This window comes from Streptomyces pyxinae, from assembly GCF_024756275.1.
Classification (GTDB): Bacteria; Actinomycetota; Actinomycetes; order Streptomycetales; family Streptomycetaceae; genus Streptomyces; species Streptomyces pyxinae.
Genome location: NZ_JANUGQ010000005.1, coordinates 78718 through 101653, shown reverse-complemented (window position 1 = coordinate 101653; position 22936 = coordinate 78718). Strand labels below are relative to the sequence as shown.

Annotated in this window: 25 protein-coding genes and 1 pseudogene; 12 read left to right on the top strand and 14 right to left on the bottom strand. The window is 72.3% G+C overall.

Annotated elements, in window-relative coordinates; genetic code table 11:
- The first annotated feature begins 184 nt into the window (after window positions 1-184).
- Window positions 185-898 (top strand): lysophospholipid acyltransferase family protein, encoded by a 714-nt coding sequence (locus NX801_RS08410; protein WP_258786568.1) that lies wholly within the window; start codon window positions 185-187, stop codon window positions 896-898.
- A 160-nt stretch (window positions 899-1058) separates the two neighbouring features.
- A complete protein-coding gene (locus tag NX801_RS08405) occupies window positions 1059-1349 on the top strand; it encodes a DUF4190 domain-containing protein (RefSeq protein ID WP_258786564.1) in 291 nt (96 codons plus the stop codon).
- 92 nt (window positions 1350-1441) lie between these two features.
- Here the strand turns inward: NX801_RS08405 and NX801_RS08400 are convergent, their stop codons facing one another.
- The 7 genes and pseudogenes from NX801_RS08400 to NX801_RS08370 all read right to left on the bottom strand — a co-directional run bounded on the left by NX801_RS08400 (window position 1442) and on the right by NX801_RS08370 (window position 6849).
- Complete coding sequence (locus tag NX801_RS08400; protein ID WP_258786563.1) at window positions 1442-2191, bottom strand: urease accessory protein UreD; 750 nt, start codon at window positions 2189-2191, stop codon at window positions 1442-1444.
- Entirely contained in the window at window positions 2188-2865 is a 678-nt protein-coding gene (gene ureG, locus NX801_RS08395; protein ID WP_258786730.1) for an urease accessory protein UreG, read from the bottom strand. The genes NX801_RS08400 and ureG overlap by 4 nt, the downstream gene beginning before the upstream one ends.
- 178 nt (window positions 2866-3043) lie before the next feature.
- On the bottom strand, window positions 3044-3706 hold the full coding sequence (locus tag NX801_RS08390) for an urease accessory protein UreF (protein ID WP_258786561.1): 663 nt from the start codon (window positions 3704-3706) through the stop codon (window positions 3044-3046).
- A gap of 63 nt (window positions 3707-3769) precedes the next feature.
- Window positions 3770-5491, bottom strand: a complete 1722-nt coding sequence (locus tag NX801_RS08385; protein ID WP_258786560.1) for an urease subunit alpha — start codon at window positions 5489-5491, stop codon at window positions 3770-3772.
- Between the two features lie 91 nt (window positions 5492-5582).
- A pseudogene (locus tag NX801_RS08380) lies at window positions 5583-5888 on the bottom strand (urease subunit beta); the annotation flags it as partial.
- Window positions 5889-5904: 16 nt separating this feature from the next.
- Window positions 5905-6207 (bottom strand): urease subunit gamma, encoded by a 303-nt coding sequence (locus NX801_RS08375; RefSeq protein ID WP_258786558.1) that lies wholly within the window; start codon window positions 6205-6207, stop codon window positions 5905-5907.
- 321 nt (window positions 6208-6528) lie between these two features.
- Complete coding sequence (locus tag NX801_RS08370) at window positions 6529-6849, bottom strand: type II toxin-antitoxin system Phd/YefM family antitoxin (RefSeq protein WP_258786557.1); 321 nt, start codon at window positions 6847-6849, stop codon at window positions 6529-6531.
- Between the two features lie 85 nt (window positions 6850-6934).
- On the opposite strand from NX801_RS08370, the gene NX801_RS08365 reads away from it, so the two are divergent.
- From NX801_RS08365 to NX801_RS08355, 3 genes are all read left to right on the top strand, one after another.
- On the top strand, window positions 6935-7615 hold the full coding sequence (locus NX801_RS08365; RefSeq protein WP_258786556.1) for an ATP-dependent Clp protease proteolytic subunit: 681 nt from the start codon (window positions 6935-6937) through the stop codon (window positions 7613-7615).
- Between the two features lie 4 nt (window positions 7616-7619).
- Window positions 7620-7931 (top strand): hypothetical protein, encoded by a 312-nt coding sequence (locus tag NX801_RS08360; protein WP_258786555.1) that lies wholly within the window; start codon window positions 7620-7622, stop codon window positions 7929-7931.
- Window positions 7932-8601: 670 nt separating this feature from the next.
- A complete protein-coding gene (locus NX801_RS08355; protein ID WP_258786553.1) occupies window positions 8602-9078 on the top strand; it encodes a C40 family peptidase in 477 nt (158 codons plus the stop codon).
- A gap of 121 nt (window positions 9079-9199) precedes the next feature.
- Here NX801_RS08355 and NX801_RS08350 read toward each other — a convergent pair whose 3' ends face one another.
- Together NX801_RS08350 and NX801_RS08345 are read right to left on the bottom strand one after the other, a co-directional pair.
- A complete protein-coding gene (locus NX801_RS08350) occupies window positions 9200-9631 on the bottom strand; it encodes an ATP-binding protein (protein ID WP_258786552.1) in 432 nt (143 codons plus the stop codon).
- 558 nt (window positions 9632-10189) lie between these two features.
- Window positions 10190-11377 (bottom strand): 8-amino-7-oxononanoate synthase, encoded by a 1188-nt coding sequence (locus NX801_RS08345; RefSeq protein WP_258786550.1) that lies wholly within the window; start codon window positions 11375-11377, stop codon window positions 10190-10192.
- Between the two features lie 291 nt (window positions 11378-11668).
- On the opposite strand from NX801_RS08345, the gene bioB reads away from it, so the two are divergent.
- From bioB to NX801_RS08325, 4 genes are all read left to right on the top strand, one after another.
- Window positions 11669-12922 carry a biotin synthase BioB gene (bioB, locus tag NX801_RS08340; protein WP_258786549.1) on the top strand — a complete coding sequence of 418 codons (1254 nt, stop codon included), beginning with the start codon at window positions 11669-11671 and terminating at the stop codon, window positions 12920-12922.
- On the top strand, window positions 12915-14267 hold the full coding sequence (locus NX801_RS08335) for an adenosylmethionine--8-amino-7-oxononanoate transaminase (RefSeq protein ID WP_258786548.1): 1353 nt from the start codon (window positions 12915-12917) through the stop codon (window positions 14265-14267). Before bioB ends, NX801_RS08335 begins: the two co-directional genes overlap by 8 nt.
- Window position 14268: 1 nt before the next feature.
- Window positions 14269-14991 carry a dethiobiotin synthase gene (bioD, locus tag NX801_RS08330; RefSeq protein ID WP_258786547.1) on the top strand — a complete coding sequence of 241 codons (723 nt, stop codon included), beginning with the start codon at window positions 14269-14271 and terminating at the stop codon, window positions 14989-14991.
- 119 nt (window positions 14992-15110) lie between these two features.
- On the top strand, window positions 15111-15455 hold the full coding sequence (locus tag NX801_RS08325) for a VOC family protein (RefSeq protein WP_258786729.1): 345 nt from the start codon (window positions 15111-15113) through the stop codon (window positions 15453-15455).
- A gap of 70 nt (window positions 15456-15525) precedes the next feature.
- Here the strand turns inward: NX801_RS08325 and NX801_RS08320 are convergent, their stop codons facing one another.
- The gene (locus NX801_RS08320; RefSeq protein WP_258786546.1) at window positions 15526-16041 is read right to left on the bottom strand and encodes a hypothetical protein; all 516 of its coding nucleotides are present in this window, start codon (window positions 16039-16041) and stop codon (window positions 15526-15528) included.
- A 233-nt stretch (window positions 16042-16274) separates the two neighbouring features.
- Window positions 16275-16820 carry a hypothetical protein gene (locus tag NX801_RS08315; RefSeq protein ID WP_258786545.1) on the bottom strand — a complete coding sequence of 182 codons (546 nt, stop codon included), beginning with the start codon at window positions 16818-16820 and terminating at the stop codon, window positions 16275-16277.
- A 572-nt stretch (window positions 16821-17392) separates the two neighbouring features.
- On the opposite strand from NX801_RS08315, the gene NX801_RS08310 reads away from it, so the two are divergent.
- Window positions 17393-18607: an NsdA family TPR-like regulatory protein gene (locus NX801_RS08310; protein ID WP_258786544.1), complete on the top strand. Its 1215-nt coding sequence runs from the start codon at window positions 17393-17395 to the stop codon at window positions 18605-18607.
- Between the two features lie 186 nt (window positions 18608-18793).
- On the opposite strand, the gene NX801_RS08305 is transcribed toward NX801_RS08310, so the two are convergent.
- Window positions 18794-18919 carry a hypothetical protein gene (locus tag NX801_RS08305; RefSeq protein ID WP_258786543.1) on the bottom strand — a complete coding sequence of 42 codons (126 nt, stop codon included), beginning with the start codon at window positions 18917-18919 and terminating at the stop codon, window positions 18794-18796.
- Between the two features lie 292 nt (window positions 18920-19211).
- Here NX801_RS08305 and NX801_RS08300 point away from each other — a divergent pair, with 292 nt between their 5' ends.
- Complete coding sequence (locus tag NX801_RS08300; RefSeq protein WP_258786542.1) at window positions 19212-19355, top strand: hypothetical protein; 144 nt, start codon at window positions 19212-19214, stop codon at window positions 19353-19355.
- 25 nt (window positions 19356-19380) lie between these two features.
- Here the strand turns inward: NX801_RS08300 and NX801_RS30725 are convergent, their stop codons facing one another.
- A complete protein-coding gene (locus tag NX801_RS30725) occupies window positions 19381-19566 on the bottom strand; it encodes an HNH endonuclease (RefSeq protein WP_309505802.1) in 186 nt (61 codons plus the stop codon).
- A 709-nt stretch (window positions 19567-20275) separates the two neighbouring features.
- On the opposite strand from NX801_RS30725, the gene NX801_RS08290 reads away from it, so the two are divergent.
- On the top strand, window positions 20276-21004 hold the full coding sequence (locus NX801_RS08290; RefSeq protein WP_258786541.1) for a S1 family peptidase: 729 nt from the start codon (window positions 20276-20278) through the stop codon (window positions 21002-21004).
- A 276-nt stretch (window positions 21005-21280) separates the two neighbouring features.
- Here NX801_RS08290 and NX801_RS08285 read toward each other — a convergent pair whose 3' ends face one another.
- Window positions 21281-22867 (bottom strand): helix-turn-helix domain-containing protein, encoded by a 1587-nt coding sequence (locus NX801_RS08285; protein ID WP_258786540.1) that lies wholly within the window; start codon window positions 22865-22867, stop codon window positions 21281-21283.
- Between the last annotated feature and the right edge of the window lie 69 nt (window positions 22868-22936).

Below are 22936 nucleotides of genomic sequence, written 5' to 3'. Positions count from 1 at the left end.
CCGAACCGGAAGGCCGGGGCAACCACTGCCCGGTGTCCGCGTCGCCCACGTCCGAAGCACCCACGATCACCCATGACGCGCCGTCCGTGACCCGCCCCCCGCAACCCGTCATCCGCTCTTCGTCAGTCGTCATCCGTCCCCCGGTCGTCCGGTCGCCCGGTCCTCCGGTGAGAGGAGAGGGACCGTGTTCTACCGCCTGCTCAAGTACGTTCTCCTCGGCCCCCTGCTGCGTCTGCTGTTCCGCCCCCGCACGGAGGGCCTCGAGCATGTGCCCGAGTCGGGCGCGGCCATCGTCGCGGGCAACCATCTGTCGTTCTCGGACCACTTTCTGATGCCCGCGATGCTCAGCCGGCGCATCACCTTCCTCGCCAAGCGGGAGTACTTCACCGGTACCGGGGTCAAGGGCCGGCTGACGGCTGCCTTCTTCCGCGGCGCGGGGCAGATCCCGGTGGACCGGACGGGCCGGGAGGCGGGCCGGGCCGCGATCCGCGAGGGGCTGGCGGTGCTGGCCAGGGGCGAGCTCCTGGGCATCTACCCGGAGGGCACCCGGTCCCATGACGGCCGCCTCTACAAGGGCAAGGTGGGGGTGGCCGTGATGGCGCTGGAGGCGGGCGTTCCGGTGATCCCCTGCGCGATGGTGGGCACCTTCGAGGTCCAGCCGCCGGGCAAGCGGCTGCCGAAGCTCCGCCGGGTGACGATCCGCTTCGGCGCCCCGCTGGACTTCTCGCGGTATGCCGGGGCGGCGGGCGAGAAGGCCGTGCTGCGGGCCGTGACCGACGAGATCATCTATCGCGTACGGGAGTTGTCGGGACAGGAGTACGTGGACGAGTACGCCGCCGTGGTGAAGGCGGCCCGGGACGCGGAGCGGCCCGCCCGGCTGCCGGGCCTCGGCCGCTGAGCCGATACCGGCCACCGGGGTCGGCCGCCGAGCCGGATCGATCCCGGCCACCGGCCGGGGCGGCGGGCAGTCGCACGGGGCCGGTGTGCGCGGGAGGCATGCAATCGCCGGCCCGGGCAACACGGACTCCACAAGTTGCCCCAGAGCAGGGAGAGTTCTCATGGCCGGTTACGGCAGCAGCGGGACGCACGGGTACTCGGGATCGCGCGCGAACGGTCTGGCCATCGCCGGACTGGTCTGCGGCATCGTCGGCATCTTCTTCGCCAATGTGATCCTTGGCCCGCTCGCGATCATCTTCGGTGCGATCGGCCGGAAGCAGGCACCCGCGAAGGGCGGGGCGGGGATGGCGACGGCGGCGATCGTGCTCGGTGTCATCGACCTGCTGATCTTCTTCGTCCTGCTGGCGGTCGCCGCCTCCTCGGGCGGCTTCGCCTGGTACGTCGGCGGCTGACCCGGCCCTGTCACACCGGCCCGGGGTCCGGTGCCGGGCGGCGCCGACCGTCGCCGCCCGGCACCGGGCCCCGTCCTTCACCCGTGGTCCCCTCAGCCGGCCCCGAGCCGGGCCGCCGCCTCGTCCAGCGTCCGGCGCAGTTCCCGGGCATCGGCGGCGATCGCGGTGACCAGCGCGGCGGGGCCCGCGAGCGGCACGAGACACGCCGTCGGCCCCAGCGACTCCGGCTCCACCGGCTTCATGGCGAACTCCTGGCCCGCCACCAGAAGTTGCCCGACGGCCCGGTGCCCCGCCAGAACCGCGCCGCCGTCCCAGCCGCCGGGCACCCCCGGACCGAAGGAGAGTTCCTGGTCCAGCAGGGGGCGCCCGGCCCGGCGGACGGTGAGCCGGGTGGCGAGGGTGCCGGGTCCTTCCGCGTGCCGGCCGAGGATCTGCTCCTCGCGCAACACCAGCCGGGCGGTGGCGGCCAGTTCGACGACGGTACGCATCCGGAGGTCGGAGCCGCGCCCGGAGACCAACTGCTCCGGGAGCCAGCGTAGCTCGGCCTCCTCCCCCACCGTCAGCCGTACGTCGTAGTGGGCCCGCTCCCCCGTCCGCCCGGGCAGGGCGACGGTCGCCGCCGCCGCGTCGACGGTGAGCCGGGCCCCGTCCCGTACATCCGCCTCGATGGCCAGCCGGTCCCCGCCGAGCGGGGCGGTCATCGCTCCGACGACCGTCACCCGGGCCCCGGCCTCGGGCCGCCGGATTCCGGTGCGGCGCAGCGCGAGCGGTCCGTCGCTCTCCAGCACCGGCAGGGCGCCGCCCCGCTCGGCGACGATCCGCGCGGTGGCGCGGAGGCTCACGCGGTCCAGTCGGCGAGTCGCTCGCGCACCCAGCCGGCGACCGGGGCGACCCCGACCCCGCTGGTGAGCGAGGTGAAGAGCACGGGCAGGTCGCCGCGCTGCTCCTTGGCGTCCCGGGCCATCCGTTCCAGATCGGAACCGACGTAGGGGGCGAGGTCGGTCTTGTTGACCACGAGCAGGTCGGCGGTGGTGACGCCCGGGCCTCCCTTGCGCGGAATGTCGTCGCCGCCCGCGACGTCGATGACGAAGATCTGCGCGTCGACCAGCCCCCGGGAGAAGGTGGCGGTGAGGTTGTCGCCGCCGGACTCGACCAGGATGAGATCGAGCGGGCCCACCGCGTCCTCCAGGTCCTCCACGGCCTCCAGATTGGCGGAGATGTCGTCCCGGATCGCCGTGTGCGGGCAGGCGCCGGTCTCCACGGCCTGGATGCGCTCGGGCGGCAGTACCGCGTTGCGCAGCAGGAACTCGGCGTCCTCCCGGGTGTAGATGTCATTGGTGACGACCGCCAGGGAGAGCCGGTCGCGCAGTTCCCGGCAGAGCGCGGCGACGGTGGCGGTCTTGCCGGAGCCGACCGGCCCGCCGAGCCCGATGCGCAGGGCGCGGCGGCTTCCGTCGGGGCGGCGGGCATCGGCGCTCACGGCGGTGAGGTGGGTGTGGTCGTGGTCCAGGTGCATCGGGGTGGCTCCCTCGGTCATCGGGTCGGATCGGATCATCTCGGGGTGGTCACGTCGGCCGGGAGCGGCCGGGACGGCTCCACCGGAAGGAAGCGCCGGAAGGGCGGGGCAGAGGCCGGCGCGGCGCCGGCGGGCCGGGCGGCGGCCACCCGGCCCGTGCGGCCGGGACTTCACCGGCTCAGGAGGCGAAGAGCCGTACCGGCCAGGCCGCGTGCTGCTCGGCGGTGATGTCCAGCAGCGGCGCGGAATCGGCGGGCAGGGCGTCGACCCCCTCTCGCGCGGCGGTCGCGGCCCGCGCGGCCACCTGGTCCATCTCCGGGGCCAGCCGGGCCAGTACGCCGGTGGCCTCGAAGGGGTCGAGCCCCAGCAGCCGTACCGTCGCGGTGGCGGGCCCGCTGACGGTCTCGTACGCCACACAGTGCGCGGCCTCCTCGGGTCCGAGCCCCGCCGCCCGGGCCGCCACTCCGAGGACGACCGGCTGGTGCGTGCCGCGCGGGAAGGCGCGTACCAGTGCGTCGAGTTCGGGGCTCGGCCAGGTGGACCGGGCGGCCCGGGCCATTTGCCGGCCCAGCCTCCGGGCGGCGGCCCGGAGGGCGGGCGAGGGGGTACGGGCGTCGGCGGCGTCGTCCAGGGCACGGACGTCCAGGCCCAGCGCCGCCGCGGCGGCGAGGGCCGCCGAGGTGAGGCCGGTGGTGTGCAGCCGGCCCCGGCAGAAGGCGGCCAGTTCCGCCGCGTTCCGTATCCGGCCGGCCTTCACCGCCGCTTCGGCGCCCCCGGAGTGGGCGTGGCCGCCGGCCGGGAAGCGCCCGTCGGCGAGGACGAGCAGGGCGGCGCGGCTCATGGGGACTCCTTCTCGGACGGACATCGGGCCGGCGGCCGGCCCGCAGGTGGCACAGGCACCCCCTCAGAAGAGGAAGTACCGCTGCGCCATGGGAAGTTCGGCGGCCGGGGCGGGCTCCACCGGGACGCCGTCGATGGTCACGGTGAAGGTGTCGGCGTCCACCTCCACCCGGGGCAGGGCGTCGTTCTCCCGCATGTCCGCCTTGGTGATGCCCCGGGTGCTCCGGATCGGCACGAACCGCTTGCCGAGGCCCAGCCGTTCGGGCAGCCCGTCCGCCAGCGCCGTCGCCGTCACGAAGTTGAACGAGTTGGCCGCCGGGGCCGCGCCGACCGCGCCGAACATCGGTCGGGGCAGCACCGGTTGCGGGGTGGGGATGGAGGCGTTGGCGTCGCCCATCTGCGCATAGGCGATCTGCCCGCCCTTGAGCACGGTCTGGGGCTTCACCCCGAAGAAGGCGGGCTCCCAGACGACCAGGTCCGCCAGCTTGCCGGGTTCCACCGAGCCGATCTCCCGGTCGAGCCCCTGGGCGACGGCCGGGTTGATCGTGTACTTGGCGACATAGCGGCGGGCCCGGTGGTTGTCGGCGCCGCCGTCACCGGGCAGGGCGCCCCGGCGCCGCTTCATCACATGGGCGGTCTGCCAGGTCCGCAGGATCACCTCCCCCACTCTTCCCATGGCCTGGGAGTCCGAGGAGATGATCGAGATGGCACCGAGGTCGTGCAGGATGTCCTCGGCCGCGATGGTGGAGGGCCGGATACGGGATTCCGCGAAGGCCAGATCCTCCGGCACCGCCGGATTGAGGTGGTGGCAGACCATCAGCATGTCGAGGTGTTCCTCAAGCGTGTTGACGGTGTGCGGCCGGGTCGGATTGGTGGAGCTGGGCAGCACATGGGGCTCGGACACCACCGTGATGATGTCCGGGGCGTGCCCGCCGCCGGCGCCCTCGGTGTGGTACGCGTGGATGGTGCGGCCCGCGATGGCGGCCAGGGTGTCCCCGACGAAGCCCGCCTCGTTGAGTGTGTCCGTGTGAATGGCGAGCTGGGCCCCGCTCTCCTCGCAGACCCGGAGGCAGGCGTCGATGACGGCGGGGGTCGCTCCCCAGTCCTCATGGATCTTGAACCCCAGCGCCCCGCCCCGCAGTTGGGAGCGCATGGCCTCCTGGGACATGGTGTTGCCCTTGCCGAGCAGACCGATGTTGACCGGGTACGCCTCCAGCGCCGCGAACATCCGGGCCAGGTGCCAGGGGCCGGGGGTGACGGTGGTGGCCTTGGTGCCCTCGGCGGGTCCGGTGCCGCCGCCGACGAGTGTGGTGATCCCGGAGCCGAGGGCCTGGTCCACCACGGTCGGGGTGATGAAGTGGACATGCGCGTCGATCGCCCCGGCCGTGACGATCTTGCCGTTGCCGGCGATGATCTCGGTCTCCGGGCCGATGACCAGGGCGGGGTGGACGCCGTCCATGGTGTCGGGGTTGCCGGCCTTGCCGATGCCGGTGATCCGGCCGTCCCGGATGCCGATGTCGGCCTTGACGACGCCCCAGTGGTCCAGCACCACGGCGCCGGTGATCACGGTGTCGGGGGTGCCCTCGGCGCGGGTGGCGCGGGACTGGCCCATCGACTCGCGGATGACCTTGCCGCCGCCGAAGACCGCCTCGTCCCCGGAGCGGCCGGGGCCACCGCAGCGGTCCTCCTCGATCTCGATGAGCAGGTCGGTGTCGGCCAGCCGGATCCGGTCGCCCGTCGTGGGCCCGAAGAGGCCGGCGTAGTCGGCGCGGTGCAGCTCAGCCACGACGACCGTCCTTCGGCCCGTCCGCACCGGCCGGCCCGTCCGCACCGGCCGGCTCGCCCGGACCGGCCGGCCCGTCCGGACCGCTCGGCCCGTCCAGCGGTCCTGCGGTCTCGCCACGCAGCCCCGGGACGACCCGGAGCCCGCCGAGCGGAACGAGTTCGACATCGACCGGGACACCCGGTTCGAACCGCACCGCCGTGCCGGCCGCGACATGGAGCCGCAGTCCCCGGGCGGCGGAACGCTCGAAGCGGAGGCCCGGGTTGGCCTCGGCGAAGTGATAGTGGGAGCCGACCTGGACCGGGCGGTCGGCGGTGTTGAGCACGGTGAGACGGACGACGGGGCGCCCTTCGTTGAGGACGACCGGCTCGTCCGCGTACAGGATCTCTCCGGGGATCATCGGTGCCGCTCCCCGGTCAGATGATGGGCTCGTGGACGGTGACCAGCTTGGTCCCGTCGGGGAAGGTGGCCTCGACCTGCACGTCGTGGATCATCTCCGGGATGCCCGTCATCACCTCGTCGCGGGTGACCACCTTGCGCCCGGAGGCCATGAGTTCGGCGACGGTGTGGCCGTCCCGGGCCCCCTCCAGGATGTGCGCGGTGATGAGCGCGACGGCCTCGGGGTGGTTGAGCCTCACCCCGCGCGCCCGGCGCTTCTCGGCCACATCGGCGGCGACATGGATGAGCAGACGTTCCTGCTCGTGCGGAGTCAGTTGCACGGTCCACCTCACAGTCTTCCGCCCGACCGGTCCCGGGCTGGCAGCGGGACACTATCCGGCTTCAACACACTGTTGACCTTCGCCGACGAGTGTGACCGAGAGATATTTCAAACTCGGGCGCAACTTTTTCCGTGAGGTTAACTGCCGCTTTGCGCTTTCATGGCCATGACACTCATGACGCCGGGACCCGGCCCGCGCCGTATACGGCCCCGGTCGATCCCGGCCACCGACGCCGACGGTGGGCGTCACGCGCCGGAGGCCCGCTTCCGCGGTGCCGTTCGGGCCCGCGCGGGTGCCTGACCCGGGCCGGCGCGGTCACCTTCAGTGGTCGCGGCGAGAGCCGCCCTGCGGGGCGCCCGGGGAGCGATGCTCGGCCGCGATGCCGAACCGGCCCCGGTCGGCGGGCGCGGAGTAGGGGCGCGCCTCGGCGACCGTACTGATCACCCGCTCCTCGCCGCTCTCCGCCGGCTCCCCGGCGCCGGCGGCGTCCGCCTCCAGTCGTCGCAGATCCTCTGCGGAGACCAGGGCCACGAGGGGCTTTCCGTGCCGGGTGACGACCACGCGCTCGCCGCCGTACACGACACGGTTGATCAGCTCGGCGAGCTCGGCGCGTGCCTGTGTCACCGGAATTTCGTAGGCCATGGACCCATCATAACGCTCCGTACTTTCCTTACGATCTTTACGTCCTGTACATTTTTTACGGACGCTTCACCGCTGGAGGTACGTCATGAGCCCTGCCCTGCCCGAAGTTCCCCGCGCCACCGGTACCGCCGGCCCCCCGGACAGCCTCCGGGCCGGCCGGTCCCCGGCCGCCCGCCAGGTACTGCCCGAGTTCACCGAGCGCACCGGCGGCGGCTCCCGGACCCTCGATCCGTACGCCAAGCTGCTGGAGGAGCGGATCGTCGTCCTCAGCACCCCGCTGGACGACATCACCGCCACCGATGTGGTCGCCCAGCTCCTCTGCCTGGAGTACGCCGCGCCCGAGCGGGACATCTCGCTGTATCTCAACTCCCCGGGCGGCACGGTCACCGCCATGACGGCGGTCTACGACACCCTGACCGCGATCGGCTGCGACGTGGAGACGGTGTGCGTCGGCCAGGTGGCGTCCACCGCCGCCGTGCTGCTGGCGGCCGGCACCCCGGGCAAGCGGCTGGTGCTGCCCGCCGCGCGGGTGGTGCTGCGACAGCCCGCACTGGAGGAGACGTACCAGGGCCGGGCTGCGGATCTCGACATCCACGCGCGCGAGTTGCTCCGGCAGCGGGAGCAGCTGGCGGAGCTGCTCCGGCGCCACACCGGACAGTGCCGGGAGCGGATCGACGCGGACATCGAGCGGGACACCGTCCTCGACGCCACGGCGGCCCGGGCGTACGGCCTGGCGGACCATGTGGTCTCCGCGCGGGGCAGGTGACCCGGTGCTGCCACCCGAACCACCACCGCTCCCCGCGCTGACCCGTGCCGAGGGGGAGGTGATCGACGGCTATCTGGCGGCGGTCGACCTGCTGGGACGGATCAACCCGGCCCGCACCACCCACACCTATGGAGCCCTGCGCGCGGCCCAGGCGCTCGTCGGCCGGGCGGCCGCGCTGCGGGACGCGCTGGCACTGATGCACGACCGGGGCGAGACGGAACTGCACGCCCCGACCCTGGCGCGAGCACTCCGGATGCTGGACGGCGAACGGCGCACCGCCCGGACGACCCTCCCGGAGGCCGCGCCCCCGCACTGAGCCTCCGGGAAGACCCCACAGGACCCTCGACACCCCCCTCGACCCCTCGGCACCCCTCTCAAGGCCCGCCAAGGCCCTCTCAAGGCCCCTCCCAGTCCTCGCTCAAGGCTCTCTCATGGCTGAATCCGCTCCCTCGATGGCTGAAAATCCCCCACTTGTCGACCTCCGAGCCGGAGCCGTCCTGGAGGCGCGCCACCGCCTCGCCCATTCGGCGCAGGCAGACGGATGAAATTCACACGATCCAACTTGCGGTTTTCCCGTCCCAAGCTGCCGGAATCTCAGGTTCCGCCGCTGGTACGGGCGGTGCTGGAACTTCACATTCCGCGCTCTCCCGGGGCCCAAAACGGCCGTGTCCACCTGAACGGATCAGTCGTGAGGAGCCTCACAAAACATGGTTTCGGTTCGGAAAACCGCCCGGGCATGGGACAAGATCCGTGACGACGACAAGCCCCCGCCGCCGCGGCGGGGCGGTCCGGGCGGACGCCGAGTCCTGCCGCCGTCCGGATGACTGGTCGACAAGAAGTGGATCGGCAGGAGTGGAGGACCCAAGCAGTACGGAGTGACCGCCCACGGTCGCTCCTTGGGGTGAAGCCGCGCCAGCGGCCGGGCATCTTCGCCTGCCCGAACCCGACAGGTCATCCTTCTCAGGCGGACTGACGAAGGGTTGCGCATGACTGCGCAGATTCATGTCCCGTCTCTGCTGTCGCGAGCCGGTGCCGTCTCGGCACTGACCCTCGCCGCCGTCGGCGGCACACTGCTGGCGCCCGGCGCCACGCCGGAGGCTCAGGCCGCCCCGGCGCACGCGACCAAGGCGCTCAACATCGCCGCGTCCAAGAAGGGCGCACCCTACAAGTACGGAGCAGTGGGCCCGTCCCGGTTCGACTGCTCGGGACTGACGCTCTACGCGTACAAGAAGGCGGGCAAGGCACTGCCGCGCACCGCGCAGCAGCAGTACAACAAGACACGTCACATCTCGGCGTCCGGCCGCCAGAAGGGTGACCTGGTCTTCTTCCACAGTGGCAGCAGCGTCTACCACGTCGGTATCTACGCGGGTAACAACAAGATCTGGCACTCGCCCAAGACCGGCTCCGTGGTGAAGCTGGAGAAGATCTGGTCCAAGTCTGCCTGGTACGGCCGGGTGCGCTGACCCCGCACGTGTCCCACGGTGGTACAGGGGTGTTCGCGGCGCCGGCGCGCCCCTGTACCGCTCCCGGAGGTCCGTAGCGCGGAGCCGTACCGCGAGACGGCTCACTGAGACTCAGTGAGGCTCACTGAGGTACCGGGGTCGCCCAGGGAAGGGCGATCCACACCGTCTTGCCGCCCTCGTCGGTGGGGGTGACCGTGAGCCTGCCGCCGCACTCGGCGGCGAGCCAGCGAATGATGACCATGCCCCGGCCGTTGTCCTGCTGGACGGCCGCGGGGAGCCGGCGCGGCCGACGCGGGTGACTGTCGGTGACACCGATCCGGAGCCGCTCGTCCCGGTCCAGCCGCACGTCCACCGTGAAGGTCGGTGACTGACCGAGGGTGTGCTGGACCGCGTTGGTGGCCAGTTCCGAGACGATCAGCCGGACCGTATACGCGAGCTCCGCCGCGTCGGGGAGGCCCCACCCCACGAGAACGTCCGCCACATAGCGGCGAGCGGTGGCGACCGAGGCGGGATCGCTCGGCAGAGTGAGGGAGGCTTCCAGGTGGTCTGCCATGGCGATGGTGTCCCTTTCCCCCCGGGGCCGGGCCCCGGCACCAGGCGGATGCCGGACATGGGCGGCCTCGGATAGCGCTTCGCGCCAGAGTGCCACTTATGTCGCCCCGGCTGCGGGCGTTCCCTCAAGAACCGTCCGTATCCGGGTCATTCTGTCGCTCGATGCGGTGAGCCCTGCTACGGGAGACCGTATTCCACCAGAGGTCGCACCCCTGAGGTGATCACACAGCGTGACCAACCAGGGGCCCCTGTACGGCTGCGACTCCGGGGCTGCGACTCCCGGGCCGTGGCTCCGGCTCCGGCTCCGGCTGTGACTGCTGCCCCTGCCCCTGCTCCTGCTCCTGCTTCTGCTCATCACCGGTCGGCGGGCGTGGGCCGTCTCTGGCCGGCCGACACCTGACGCCCGGTATGACGGCCGGCTCGCCCGCGCCGTATGAGCGCCGGGACGGTGACGAGCGCGACCGCCCTCCCGATGAGAGCGATCGCCGGCCACCGGCCCGGGCGCCCGTGGCGGTACCGGCGCCTCTGCCGTACGGCCGGCCATATGGCCGAGAGGATGTCAGCGGGCCGGTGCGGTACGGAGGATGATGGCCACCGCCTCCGTGACCTCCCGCTCCGTCAGATCCGCCCGGGCGGTGAGCCGCAGCCGGGAGATCCCGTCCGGCACCGACGGCGGCCGGAAGCAGCCGACCGCGAGCCCCTCCGACCGGCAGTCGGCCGCCCACTGGAGCGCCTGCTCCGGGGAGGGGGCCCGGACGGAGACCACGGCCGCGTCGGGCCGCGCCGCCGTCAGTCCCGCGCCGGTCAGCCGGCCGTGCAGCTCCGCCGCCACCCGCCGGACCCGGCCCGGCAGTTCGGGCTCCCGGCGGAGCAGCCGCAGGCTCGCCAGGGCGGCGCCGGCGGCGGCCGGGGCGAGGCCGGTGTCGAAGATGAAGGTCCGTGCCGCGTTGACCAGGTGCTCGATGACCCGCGCCGGTCCGAGCACGGCCCCGCCCTGGCTGCCGAGCGCCTTGGAGAGGGTGACCGTGGCGACCACGTCGGGCGCGCCGGCCAGCCCGGCCCCGTACGGCGCACCCCGCCCGCCGGGTCCGAGCACACCGAGGCCGTGGGCGTCGTCCACCACCAGCGCCGCCCCACGCTCCCGGCAGACGGCGGCCAGAGCGGCGAGCGGCGCGGCGTCCCCGTCCACCGAGAACACCGAGTCGGTCACCACCAGCGCCGGGCGCCCCGGACCGGCCGCCAGCGCCCGGTCCACCGCGTCCGGATCGGCGTGCCCCACGACGGTGGTCCCGGCCCGGGCCAGCCGGCAGCCGTCCACCAGCGAGGCGTGGTTGCCCGCGTCCGAGACGATCAGCCCCGGGCGGTCCCGGTGCCCGCCGAGCGCGGTCAGCGCGGCCAGGTTGGCGGCGTAGCCCGAGGAGAAGACCAGCGCCGCCTCGAAGCCGCAGAACTCCGCCAGTTCCCGTTCCAGTTCGGTGTGCAGCTCGGTGGTGCCGGTGACCAGCCGCGACCCGGTGGCCCCGGCGCCCCAGCGGCGGGCCGCGCCGGCCGCGGCGGCGGTGACCTCGGGGTGCCGGGTGAGGCCCAGATAGTCGTTGCCCGCCAGATCGAGCGGCCCGGCCCCGGCGGGGCGCGGGCGCAGGGTGCGGACCAGGCCCGCGGCGGCGCGGCCGGCGGCCTCCGCGTCGAGCCAGTCGAAGGCGGCTGTGGCGGCGGCCCCGGGCGGAGCGGCCGCCGGCGGGTGCACGACGGCTCCGGGCGGAGCGGCCGCCGGCGCACGGGCGGCGGGACCGGGCACGGGGCCGGCCTCCGGCGGGCGAGCGGGGGCGCCGGGGGCGGACGGGGCAGGAGCGGGTGCCGGCGGCGCGGACCGAGGCAGCGGAGCCTGTGGCATGAGCGGGTCCCTGTTTGTAGGCAACGCACAGACCCTAACGGCGCGCAACCGGGGTGGGCGTGTGGTCATACACACACCTCGGGCCTGCTCTCTTGTCCGGTTCCTCCTTGGCCGGGAGGTGTCCGGTAGGACAGGATCGGCGCCATGGACCTGGACCTGTTGCTGGACACACTGGTGGACAAGGGCCTGCGGCGCGAGCTGCCGACCCGTGAGGAAGCGCTGGCCGTTCTGGCCACGTCCGACGACGACCTGCTCGATGTGGTGGCCGCCGCGGGCAGGGTGCGCCGCCAGTGGTTCGGCCGTCGTGTGAAGCTCAACTATCTGGTCAATCTCAAGTCGGGGCTGTGCCCCGAGGACTGCTCCTACTGTTCCCAGCGGCTGGGCTCCACGGCCGGGATCCTCAAGTACACCTGGCTGAAGCCGGACGAGGCGTCGAAGGCGGCGGCGGCCGGGGTGGCGGGCGGCGCCAAGCGGGTCTGCCTGGTGGCCAGCGGCCGGGGACCGACCGACCGGGACGTGGACCGGGTCTCCAGGACGATCGAGGCGATCAAGGAACAGAACGAGGGCGTCGAGGTCTGCGCCTGCCTGGGCCTGCTCTCGGACGGCCAGGCCGAACGGCTGCGGTCGGCGGGCGCCGACGCGTACAACCACAACCTGAACACGTCCGAGGAGACGTACGGGAAGATCACCAGCACCCATACCTACGCCGACCGGGTGGACACCGTCCAGAAGGCGCACGCCGCCGGGCTCTCCGCCTGTTCGGGGCTGATCGCGGGCATGGGCGAGAGCGACGCGGACCTGGTGGACGTGGTGTTCTCGCTGCGAGAGCTGGACCCGGACTCGGTGCCGGTCAACTTCCTCATCCCATTCGAGGGCACCCCGCTCGCCAAGGAGTGGAACCTCACCCCGCAGCGCGCGCTGCGCATCCTGGCGATGGTCCGCTTCGTCTGCCCGGATGTCGAGGTCCGGCTCGCCGGCGGCCGTGAGGTGCATCTGCGCACGCTCCAGCCGCTGGCCCTGCACCTGGCCAACTCGATCTTCCTGGGCGACTACCTGACCAGTGAGGGTCAGGCGGGCAAGGCGGATCTGGACATGATCGCGGACGCCGGCTTCACCGTGGAGGGCACCGACACCACCACCCTGCCCGCGCACCGGGCGGACGCGGCCACGGGCGGCTGCGGCGAAGGCGGTGGCGGTGGCGGTGGTTGCGGCTCCGGTTCGGTGTGCGGCCCGGCGGCGGAGACCGTGCCTTCGCCGGCGGAGCCGGCACCGGTGGGACAGCGGTCCGGACCGGAGGCCGATCCGGTCGCCGCGGGCGCGGGGGCCGCCGGGTCGCGCACCGATCTGGTGACGGTACGCCGCCGGGGCGCCGGTACGGATCTCGCGCCCAATGCCTGAGCCGCTTCCCGGCGCCGGGGGCGGGAACACCGCGGTGGCGCCGGCCGCCGGCGAGCGGGGCACACTGTCGCCCGCCGGGCTGGTGGCGCTGGACCGCGCGCACGTCTGGCATCCGTACGGTCCCATGCCCGGCCGCGAGGACCCACTGGTGGTGGAGTCGGCCTCCGGGGTACGGCTCCGGCTGGCCGAACCTGCCCATGGGCAGCGGGAGTTGGTCGACGGCATGTCCTCGTGGTGGTCGGCCGTGCACGGTTACAACCACCCGGTGCTCAACGCGGCGGCCCGCGACCAGCTGGACCGGATGAGCCATGTGATGTTCGGCGGGCTCACCCATGAGCCCGCCGTCCGGCTGGCCACCCGGCTGGTGGAGATCACCCCCGAGCCGCTGCGCCATGTCTTTCTCTCCGACTCGGGCTCGGTCGCCGTCGAGGTCGCGGTGAAGATGTGCCTCCAGTACTGGCGTTCGGTGGGCCGCCCCGGAAAACAACGACTGCTCACCTGGCGGGGCGGCTACCACGGGGACACCTGGCAGCCCATGTCGGTGTGCGACCCGGAGGGCGGGATGCACGGGCTGTGGGCCGGTGCGCTGCCGCGCCAGGTGTTCGCCGGTCCCCCGCCGGCGGCGTACGAGGAGGGGTACGCGGACGAGCTCCGCACCCTGATCGGGCGCCACGCGCACGAGTTGGCCGCGGTGATCGTGGAGCCGGTGGTGCAGGGCGCGGGCGGTATGCGCTTTCACGACCCGGCCTATCTGCGGGTGCTGCGGGAGGCGTGTGACGAGCACGAGGTGCTGCTCGTCTTCGACGAGATCGCCACCGGTTTCGGGCGGACGGGGACGCTGTTCGCGGCCGGGCACGCCGGGGTGGCCCCGGATGTGATGTGTCTGGGCAAGGCGCTGACCGGCGGCTATCTGTCGATGGCGGCCACCCTCTGCACGGCCGCGGTGGCCGAGGGCATCTCCTCCGGCGAGGTGCCGGTCCTGGCACACGGTCCGACGTTCATGGGCAATCCGCTGGCCGCGGCGGTGGCGTGTGCCTCGGTCGAGCTGCTGCTCGGCCAGGACTGGGCGGCCGAAGTGGCCCGGATCGGCGCCGGGTTGCGGACCGGTCTCGCACCGGCCGCCGGACTGCCCGGGGTGGCGGACGTACGGGTGCTGGGCGCCATCGGAGTCGTCCAGCTGGACCACCCGGTGGATGTGGCGGCGGCGACCGCGGCCGCGGTGCGCGAGGGAGTGTGGCTGCGGCCGTTCCGCGACCTGGTGTATGTGATGCCGCCCTATGTGACGGACGACGAGGACCTGGCGCGGATCTGCCGCGCGGTGTGCGCTGCGGCGCGGGAGGGCTGAGATGCCGGTACTGGTGGTCAGTGGTACGGGGACGGAGATCGGCAAGACGGTGGTCACCGCCGCCGTGGCCGCGCTGGCCCGGGCGGCGGGCCGGTCGGTGGCGGTGCTGAAGCCCGCCCAGACCGGGATGGCGCCCGGGGAGCCGGGTGACGCCGATGAGGTGGTCCGGCTGGCCGGGGAGGTGACCGCCGCCGAACTGGACCGGTTCCCCGAGCCGTTGGCACCGGTGACGGCCGCCCGCCGGGCCGGTATGGCACCGGTGCGGCCGGACCGGGTGGCCGAGGCGGCGGAGAAACTGGCCGCCGAGCACGATCTGGTGCTGGTCGAGGGCGCGGGCGGGCTGCTGGTGCGGTACGACGAGACGGGCGGCACGCTCGCGGACGCCGCCCGGCTGCTGGCGGCGCCGGTCCTGGTGGTGGCCACCGCCGGGCTCGGCACACTCAACCAGGTGGCCCTCACCGGCGAGGCACTGCGGGCGCGGGGCCTCGCCCAGCTCGGTGTGGTGGTCGGCGCCTGGCCCCGGGAGCCCGGCCTTGCCGAGCGGTGCAACCTGGGCGACCTGCCGGAGTCGGCGGGTGCCCCGCTGCTGGGCGCGGTCCCGGTGGGCGCCGGCCGGCTGGACCCGGCCCGTTTCCGGGCGGCGGCTCCCGGTTGGCTGGCCCCGCCGCTGGGCGGCACCTGGGACGCGGCGCGGTTCGCCGCCACCATCCACGAAAGTCCGTGAACACCGCTCCCGGCGCCTGATCCCTCTGCCTTCTTCCATCTCCTCCCCGTCTTCTTCCGCCTTCTTCGGCCGTCGCCTCCGGATCAGGCACGGATCGCGCGCGTACGCTCGGGGCCATGATCCGAGCACGTGTGGAAGAGATCGTCCTCGACTGCGCCGATCCGGCGGCGCTGGTCCGGTTCTGGGCCGCGCTGCTGGGCGGTGACCCGGTGGACCGCTCTCCGGACTGGTCCTATGTCGACCCGGAGGGCTTCGTACGGGTCGCCTTCCAGCGGGTGCGGGAGGAGAAGGCCGGCAAGAACCGGCTCCATCTGGACCTGTACGCGGGCGAGGTCGACCAGGCGGCGACGGCGGCGGTGGCGCTGGGCGCGACGCGGGTGGGCGGCATCGTGACCGACGAGTACGGCCACTTCCAGGTCCTGGAGGACCCGGAGGGCAACGAGTTCTGCTTCGTCCAGGGCTGATCCCCAGCGGCCCCGGCCGGCCCGGGCCGATCACGGCCGACCCGGGCCGATCACGGCCGACCCGGGCCGATCACGGTCGGGGCGGTGGGCCCGGTACCCATCCCACGTCGATGATGTAGTGCGACAGGGATTCGCGGAGGGCTTCGGCCGCCGGGTCGATCACGTCGCATCCGTGGGCCGAGGGGTGACCGGCATACAGGCCGCACACCTCGCCCTGGTCGGCGTTCACGTCCGGGCACCAGGCCAGCACTTCCTGACGTACGGTGTCGCCGGTCCAGAACAGCCACCTCTTTGTCGCGGTGCACTGTTTCGGGCGGAACCTCCCCGGCGGTGGTTGGCTGTCCGGCTCGGCCATGGCGCGCTCCTTGTTGTGGGCGAGGGCGCGGGCACGGTTGGCCTCGCCCCGGTCGCGGATCTCGACTCCGTCGTCCACGAGCCGTTCGCGCAGCCACTCGCACCTGACCGCGTACTGACGTGCCAGGACGGTCAGCGCGGTCCCGGACTCGTAGGCGCCCCGGATGTCGGAAAGGTGATTCAGTGCCTTGATCCTGTGTGCCTGGCGTTCGTGCGGCGACTGCGAAGGCATCGTGTCCCTTTCCCATGGGGTCCCTCCCCGCCCGGGGGATTCCAAGCCGTGGGGGACTCGGTTTCGGTACGTCCGGGCGGGGAGGGGCTTGTGGCGGCCTGGTGGTGGGAGTGCCCGCCCGGCTGCCGGCTGTCCCCTTGCGTGGCGGCAGCCGGGCGGATTCCCCGCCCCCTTCGTGCCGGATCCAGGGGCACATATAGCAAGGGGACGGGAGCCTTGAAGGGGGCGGGGTTTCAGCGCGTCAGCACGACGGCCAGCAGCCAGCCGAGCGCCGCGTAGGAAGCGAGAGCTGCCAGACAAATCAATGCGGTACGGGCCGCCGCCCATAAGCCCGTTCCGTGTCCACGCTTTCGATGACGGGCGGGCGGATCGCACTTCGCCCGACCAACACCATCCGCTGCGGGGGAGGTTGACCGGTTGGGGCGGGCCGAGAGCGTGACCCGGTGGTACGGGTCGGAGAACACGGTGGTCCACACCTGCCCCGCCTTGACGCGCTGGCGCGTGTCGCTCTGGCCGGCGGCGTCCTCGCACCAGGCCCGTAACTGCCCGGCACACGACACCACCACGCGTTCCCCACTGACCTCGGGCGCCCGGCCCAGCGGGTTGCGGTCCAGGGTCTCCGCCGCGCGCCAGGCCGCCGAGCGCAGCCAGCGAAGCACCAGCTTCGGCCCCAGCAGGGACGTGGGCGACGCGTACGCGTACGGCACCGTGACACCCTCGGCAATGAGTTCCTCCACCAGGACTTCGCACCGGTAGTAGCCGCTCTCCGCCGCGCTCACAGCGTCCGCCCCAGCCACCCGCGCTCCCGGCCCCGCCGAGCCTCCACAGCCCGCAGCCGCGCCGTGCCGGGCCTCTCCCGGCGCATCCCCTCCGGCGTCTGCGCCTTGTACGGGCAGTCGGGGTTGGGGCACCGGCACGGCGGCCAGGACAATACCGTCCGCGATGCCGGCTCCGGCGCGCTCACATCAACCGCCAGTCCGTGGAGCGCCGGTGCGGGTGCTGACGGATCACCGCGCCCCAGTCCAGCGCACCGGCCGAAGCCTGCTTCTCGCGCGCCGCCCGGCATACCAGGCACCGTTCGAAGACGACGGGCGCTGCTCGCTCCCCCGGCTGCGGATCAGTCCGCCGCCGCCCCCGGCTCAGCACCCAGGCGCGGGCACCGCCGAGGGCCCCTCCCGTCCTTGTCCGTGCGGACGTACTCTCGTTCACGTCGGCGCCCTTCCGCAGCGTCGTCCACGCCCCCGGGCCGGTCGCACGGTCGCGGGGGTCTTGCATGCATCCCCAACGTCCTCTTCACGCGAGTCGGGGCATAGCGGCCACGTGTCGGCCAACTGTCGGCCAGAATGGAGGCATGACCAGTGCCACTGGGGCCAACATCAAGCGCCTACGCAAAGAGAGAGGCTGGAGTCAGGCGCGTCTAGCACGAGAAACGTGCCGCGCCGCAGGCATCAGCGGGGATCCGATCGGCCGACAGGAGATCAGTCGGTACGAAGTGGGCAAGCGGACTCCCCGAGAGTGGTTGCCATTCATTGCGCAGGCATTGGGCGTCGCGGTACAGGCCCTCAGAGAGCCCGCGAAGCCTGCTGTGCCGCCTTTGCCGACACTGGCGGACTTCCTCCCCGATGGTGATCCACTGAGCCCCCTAAAGGCCCGCTCAGGGCGCCAAGTCGACGCCGCCAAAGTAGCTGATATACAAAAGCGCGTGCACGGACTACGACTGGCAGATGATTTCCTTGCTGGGGGTGACTTGATTCGCCCCGCACTTCGCGAACTCCGTGCCGTTGTAAAGCTTTACCGGGAGGGGAAGCACACCAGCGAGGTGGGGAGGGAACTGCTACGTCAAATTGGCGAGCTGGCACAAATTGCCGGATGGATTGCTAGCGATGCCGGCCAACATGAAGAAGCAGAGCGAATTTACCGACTGGGCATCAGCGCTGCGAAACAAGCAGAAGATAATACCCTTGCGGGAAATCTTGCCGGGTCTCTGGCCTATCAGATGGCCAACACCGGCCGTGAAGCCGAAGGGTTGATCCTCGCTCAGGCAGCGTTACATGGCGCGGGAGCGCAAGCCCCACCGAAAGCCCGCGCCCTGTATCTGGATCGCGTCGCATGGGCGCACACAAAAGCCGGAGGCGCAGAGAACGAACAACAGGCAATGCGCGCCCTGGGGGAAGCCTCTGAGGCGCTCGACACACACGATCAAGGAGAATCTCCCGCCTATCTGTACTGGGTTAATATTGGAGAACTAAGGGTGATGGAATCCCGCGTTTACACGGAGCTGCATCGACCGTTGCGTGCGGTCCCCCTACTCCGAGACGTGCTCACTGGATACGATGCAACACACACCCGAGAAATAGCTCTTTACCTCTCGTGGCTCGCGGTTGCCCTTCTCGATGCAAACGAGCCCGAGGAAGCGGCATCAGTAGCAGAGCGTGTAATTACATTGTCTTCTGAAATCACGTCCGAGAGGACAGCTCAGCGGGTCAACCTACTCCTTCACCGCTTGCAGAAATACGCAGACGTGCCAAAAGTTTCGGCTCTGCTCGCTGGGCATCAGGCGGCGTGAAAGCGGAAATCCCCGCACCTAGCTCACATAATTGAGGTAGGTGCGGGGTTTCTCTATTCACTCACGATTCCAGCGATACCATACATCCAGTTCCTTGTGATGCCTTCAGTCCCAGATATCCGAGTCGTCGTCATCAGGTTCCGGCACGGTGATCGCGGTGCGTGCGCTCGGGGAGAGTTCGCGGATTTAGCGGGCGAACTGGGCGCGGTACTGGCCGGCGATGGTGGTGGCGCCGTTCTTCTGCCACCCAGCGACCGCCGCGACTCCGGGAAGTGATCCGCCACCGTCGCCGGCGCGGAACACAGAACGCACCACGGGTTCGCGTACAGGTAGCGGCGGCGGATCCCCGGCCACCGAGGGCCGTACGCGCTCGTCCCCGCGTCACCCGCTGCGCCGTCGCTTCCCGCTGATGCGCCGGGCACCGACCGCCCCGGGCAGTCAGCTCCGGGCACCCGGGGACGGTGCACGGAGGGCGGGGTCGTCTGGGCATAGGGGTACCTCCTTCGGGAGTGGGGCGGCGTTGATCTTTGGCGCCTTTGGCGGCATTGGCCATTGACAGGTGTTGTGCGGGACACCCGGCTTCCGATCCCATAGAGACATGCCAATGGAAGCCCAGACCGACCACCGCCCCGCGCTCGAACTCCGCTGCGGCGGAATGCACTTGACCGTCCAGCGCATCCCCGGATGGCTCGTCGCCCTGGCCACCGCATTCGGCGGAGCCGCCGGGGCCTGGTGGACGCAGCGGTGAGCGGAGCCCGACCCGCGAGGCATCGTCAGGGCCGGGCACTGCCGAACTCGGTAGCGGTCTTCAACGCGTGGCACGAACGGCACAGCACCCGAACGTTGCTGTCCACGCCCTCACCCCCGAGGGCGAGCGGGCGCACGTGGTCGATCTCCACCTCGGCCGCCGGGAAGTCGTTCAGGCACCAGCCGCACCACGCGGTGCCCCGGTCGCCCACCCGGCAGCGAAGCCGTGCCGCAGCGCCCCGGCGGTCCGCCCTCCGCCGGCCACGGGACCGCCGACTCCGGATGGCCGGTCACCCCTCGTACGCCCCGTGGTGAACCTCGCAGCGGCCCCGATGGGTCGCGGGTTCCTGTCTCGCAGCGGCACCCCTGTCGTCAACCTGTGGCAGTCTCTGCGCCCGGGGCCGTGTCAGCCCATATGACCAGGACCGACGCCACCATGCCGACACTCCAGAACTGCTAGTTCTGAGTGTTGGGAGACCCGGAGGGCAACGAGTTCTGCTTCGTCCAGGGCTGAGACACCCGTACGGGGGGGGAGGGCCTGGGGGCACCGCCGCCGAGAGCGCGCCCCGAGGCGGCCAGGAGCGCGCCCAGGAGCCGCTCATGGCCGCGCTCAGGAGACGAGAGGCACGCTTCCGGCGCAGGGCGGCCCATATCCCGCAAAGCAGCTTGGACATGCCGTAAAGCGCATCTCTACGCATCCCTCACCCGACTCCGGAGGAGCCGTCGGCACCGGCAGACACTCCGTCAACTTTCGGCCGTCAACCTCTTGCGCCGTCACCCCGGTGTCTGCGAGATTCACCGCAGTCGAACCTGGCATGAACGCAACAGGGTCTACCCAGCCCGCGTTTATGCGCGCCTGCATGTTTATGCGGCGACTGTCCTCAAGAAGGACGCTCCAGCCCCCACACAATGGAGAAGACTGTGCGCATCACCCGTCTCGTTCCCGCCCTCGCGGCCACCGCGCTCTCGGTGCTCACGCTCGCCCCCACCGCGTCCGCCCAGGCACCGGCGCCCGCCGCCGTCCCGCAGGCCACCGCCGTCCAGCCGATCATCGGCGGCGGCTACGCCAACAACGCCCCGTGGGCGGCCCGGCTGTTCTCGAACGGTCAGCAGACCTGTAGCGCCTCGATCATCGCCCCGACCTGGATCCTCACCGCCAAGCACTGCGTCAGTGGCGGCGGGCTGTCCTTCCGCATCGGCAGCCTGGACCAGAGCAGCGGCGGTACGGTCGCCAACGGCGTCAGCGTCTACAACAACTCCTCCGCCGACCTCTCGCTGGTCAAGCTCGACCGCTCCGTCTCGGCCACCTACGCCCGCCTCGGCCAGCCCGGATCGGTGTCGGTGAACCAGACCGTGCAGGTGTACGGCTGGGGGGCCACCTCCCAGTGCGGCTCCGAGATCAACTGTCAGTCGCGGTACCTGAAGGTCGCGGACGTCATCGTGACCGGCGGCTGCCAGGACGCGTACAACGGCTCGGCCATCTGCGCCCGCCGGGGCAACGGCATCACCGCGGGCGGCGACTCGGGCGGTCCGATGGTGGCCAATGGCGCCCAGGTCGGTGTCGCCTCCACCAGCGACCGCCAGACCACCACGGCGTACACCAATGTGACCGCCTACCGCTCCTGGATCAAGAGCGTCGCCGGCGTCTGACCGGAGCGGCTCCGGAGGCCGAGCAGGGGTGGGACCCTTCCGCCAGGGCGGGGGGTCCCACCTCTTTCGTGTCCCCTCCCCCGGAGCCGGAGCCGCCGGCGATCCGGGGCGGGGCGGGAGCCGGGGACGAGGGTCCGCACCGCCCGGGAGCCGTACGTCCCGGAGCCGGGCGGGAGCCGCGACCGGGCCGGGGCCGCCCGGCGGTCGCCGGGTCGCGGGCCGCCCGTGCACACGGCCGGTGCCGCACGGGATCGCACGCGCGCGGAATCGTACGGCTCAGGCGGTCGCCGGGTCCTGGGGCAGGCGGGCCTCCCAGCCACTGCTGCCGAGCGGATAGTCGAACCCGGGCCGGGAGTTGTTGGCGCTGGTCCGGAACGGCTGCCCGTGGTCGTCGATCCGCAGGACCCCTCGCCGGTTCCCGCTCGACCAGTGCAGCTCCAGGTACCAGCTGACGTCATGGGCCCGGGTACGGGCCCGGACGTAGAACACCTCCGGGTCGCTGTGGCTGGTCTTGAAGGCGAACTCCGGCTGCCCGGCCTCCGGCGTGGTACGGGGCCGTGGCGAGTCCAGGTCGACCGCGTAGGAGGCCGTCTCCACCCCGCCGCCGCAACCGACGGCGCTGGAGAAATCGTTCCAGGCCAGCGGCGGCGCGGACCGGACGGTCCGGACGGCCAGTTGCTCCAGGACGACGGTCTCCGACCCGGTGCCCTGAACGGTGAGTCTGACGAGCTGCTCGTCCGAGGCCACGGCGCCCAGGGCCGACGTCCAGCCCGGGGCGTCCTGTTCGGTGGGCGGCGGCGGCACCTGGGTGGCCTGCCGGTCGACCAGGAAGTTGGGGCCGCAGGGGTTCTCCCAGACGTGCGACGTGACGCCGACGGTCACCGGGGTCCCGTCCGTCCCGCCCCCGGGCGCCGCCCCCTGCGGGCCCGCCTCGCCGTGGCCGCCGGACGACGCGGAGGCGGAGGCGCGCGAGGACGGGGATGGCGAGCCGCTCGTCCCCGGCCCGGCCGACCGGGACGGGGACGGGGACGCCGACGGCGTTCCGGCCGACCGGGGGGCCCGGGGCAGCGGAGACTGGGCGGCCCGGGCACCGGCCGTCGCCGCCACCTCGGCGCGCGCGCCTTCCTCCTTCTTCTCCCCCCAGGGGCTCAGCAGCGCGACGAGCGACCCGGCGCAGAGGGCCGTGGCGACGGCGACACCGATCAGCACGGTGGTACGACGGCGGGGCCCACGCCCGCGCACCGGAACGGCCACCACCCCGGCGGCCGCGCCCGGGGCAGGCGCACCGGCCGCGCCGGTCTCCCCCGCTTCCCCTGTCTCCCCGGCATCACCGGAGTCCGGCGTGCCCCGCGGGTCCGGTGCCGCGCCGGCCGTCCCGGAGGCGCCCGCACCGGAACCGTCCGGCGCCGGGTCACCACCGACCGGGTCACCACCGACCGGGTCACCACCGACCGGGTCACCGGACACCGGCGGCGCGCTCCGGTCCGTACCACCGGACGCCGGTCCCGACCCGGCCCGCGGGGCGGAAGCCGAGGGGACGGAAGCCGACGGGGCGGCGGCGCTCGGGGCGGCGCCCGCGGCCCCGGCCGCCTGTTCGGCGCGGCGAGCGGCCTGCCGGGTGGCGGTGGCGACCACCCAGAGCCGGTGCAGTTCGACCAGCTCGTCCGGCCTGGCCCGGCAGGCCCTGGCGAGCCGTTCCACCGGCGCGTAGTCCACCGGAACCGCGTCCCCGTTGCAGTAGCGGTGCAGCGTGGACGTGCTCAGGTGCAGCCTCTTGGCGAGCGTGCCGTAGCTCAGCCCGGCCCGCTCCTTCAACAGCCTCAGCAGTGCCGCGAACTCGTCCGTCGGCCCCGTGCCAGCCATCGTGTTCTCTCCCCCGAGCATGTCGTCCGTCCCGTTCCAGCGTCCCAGGGGAGGGTCGTTTCCCCAGGT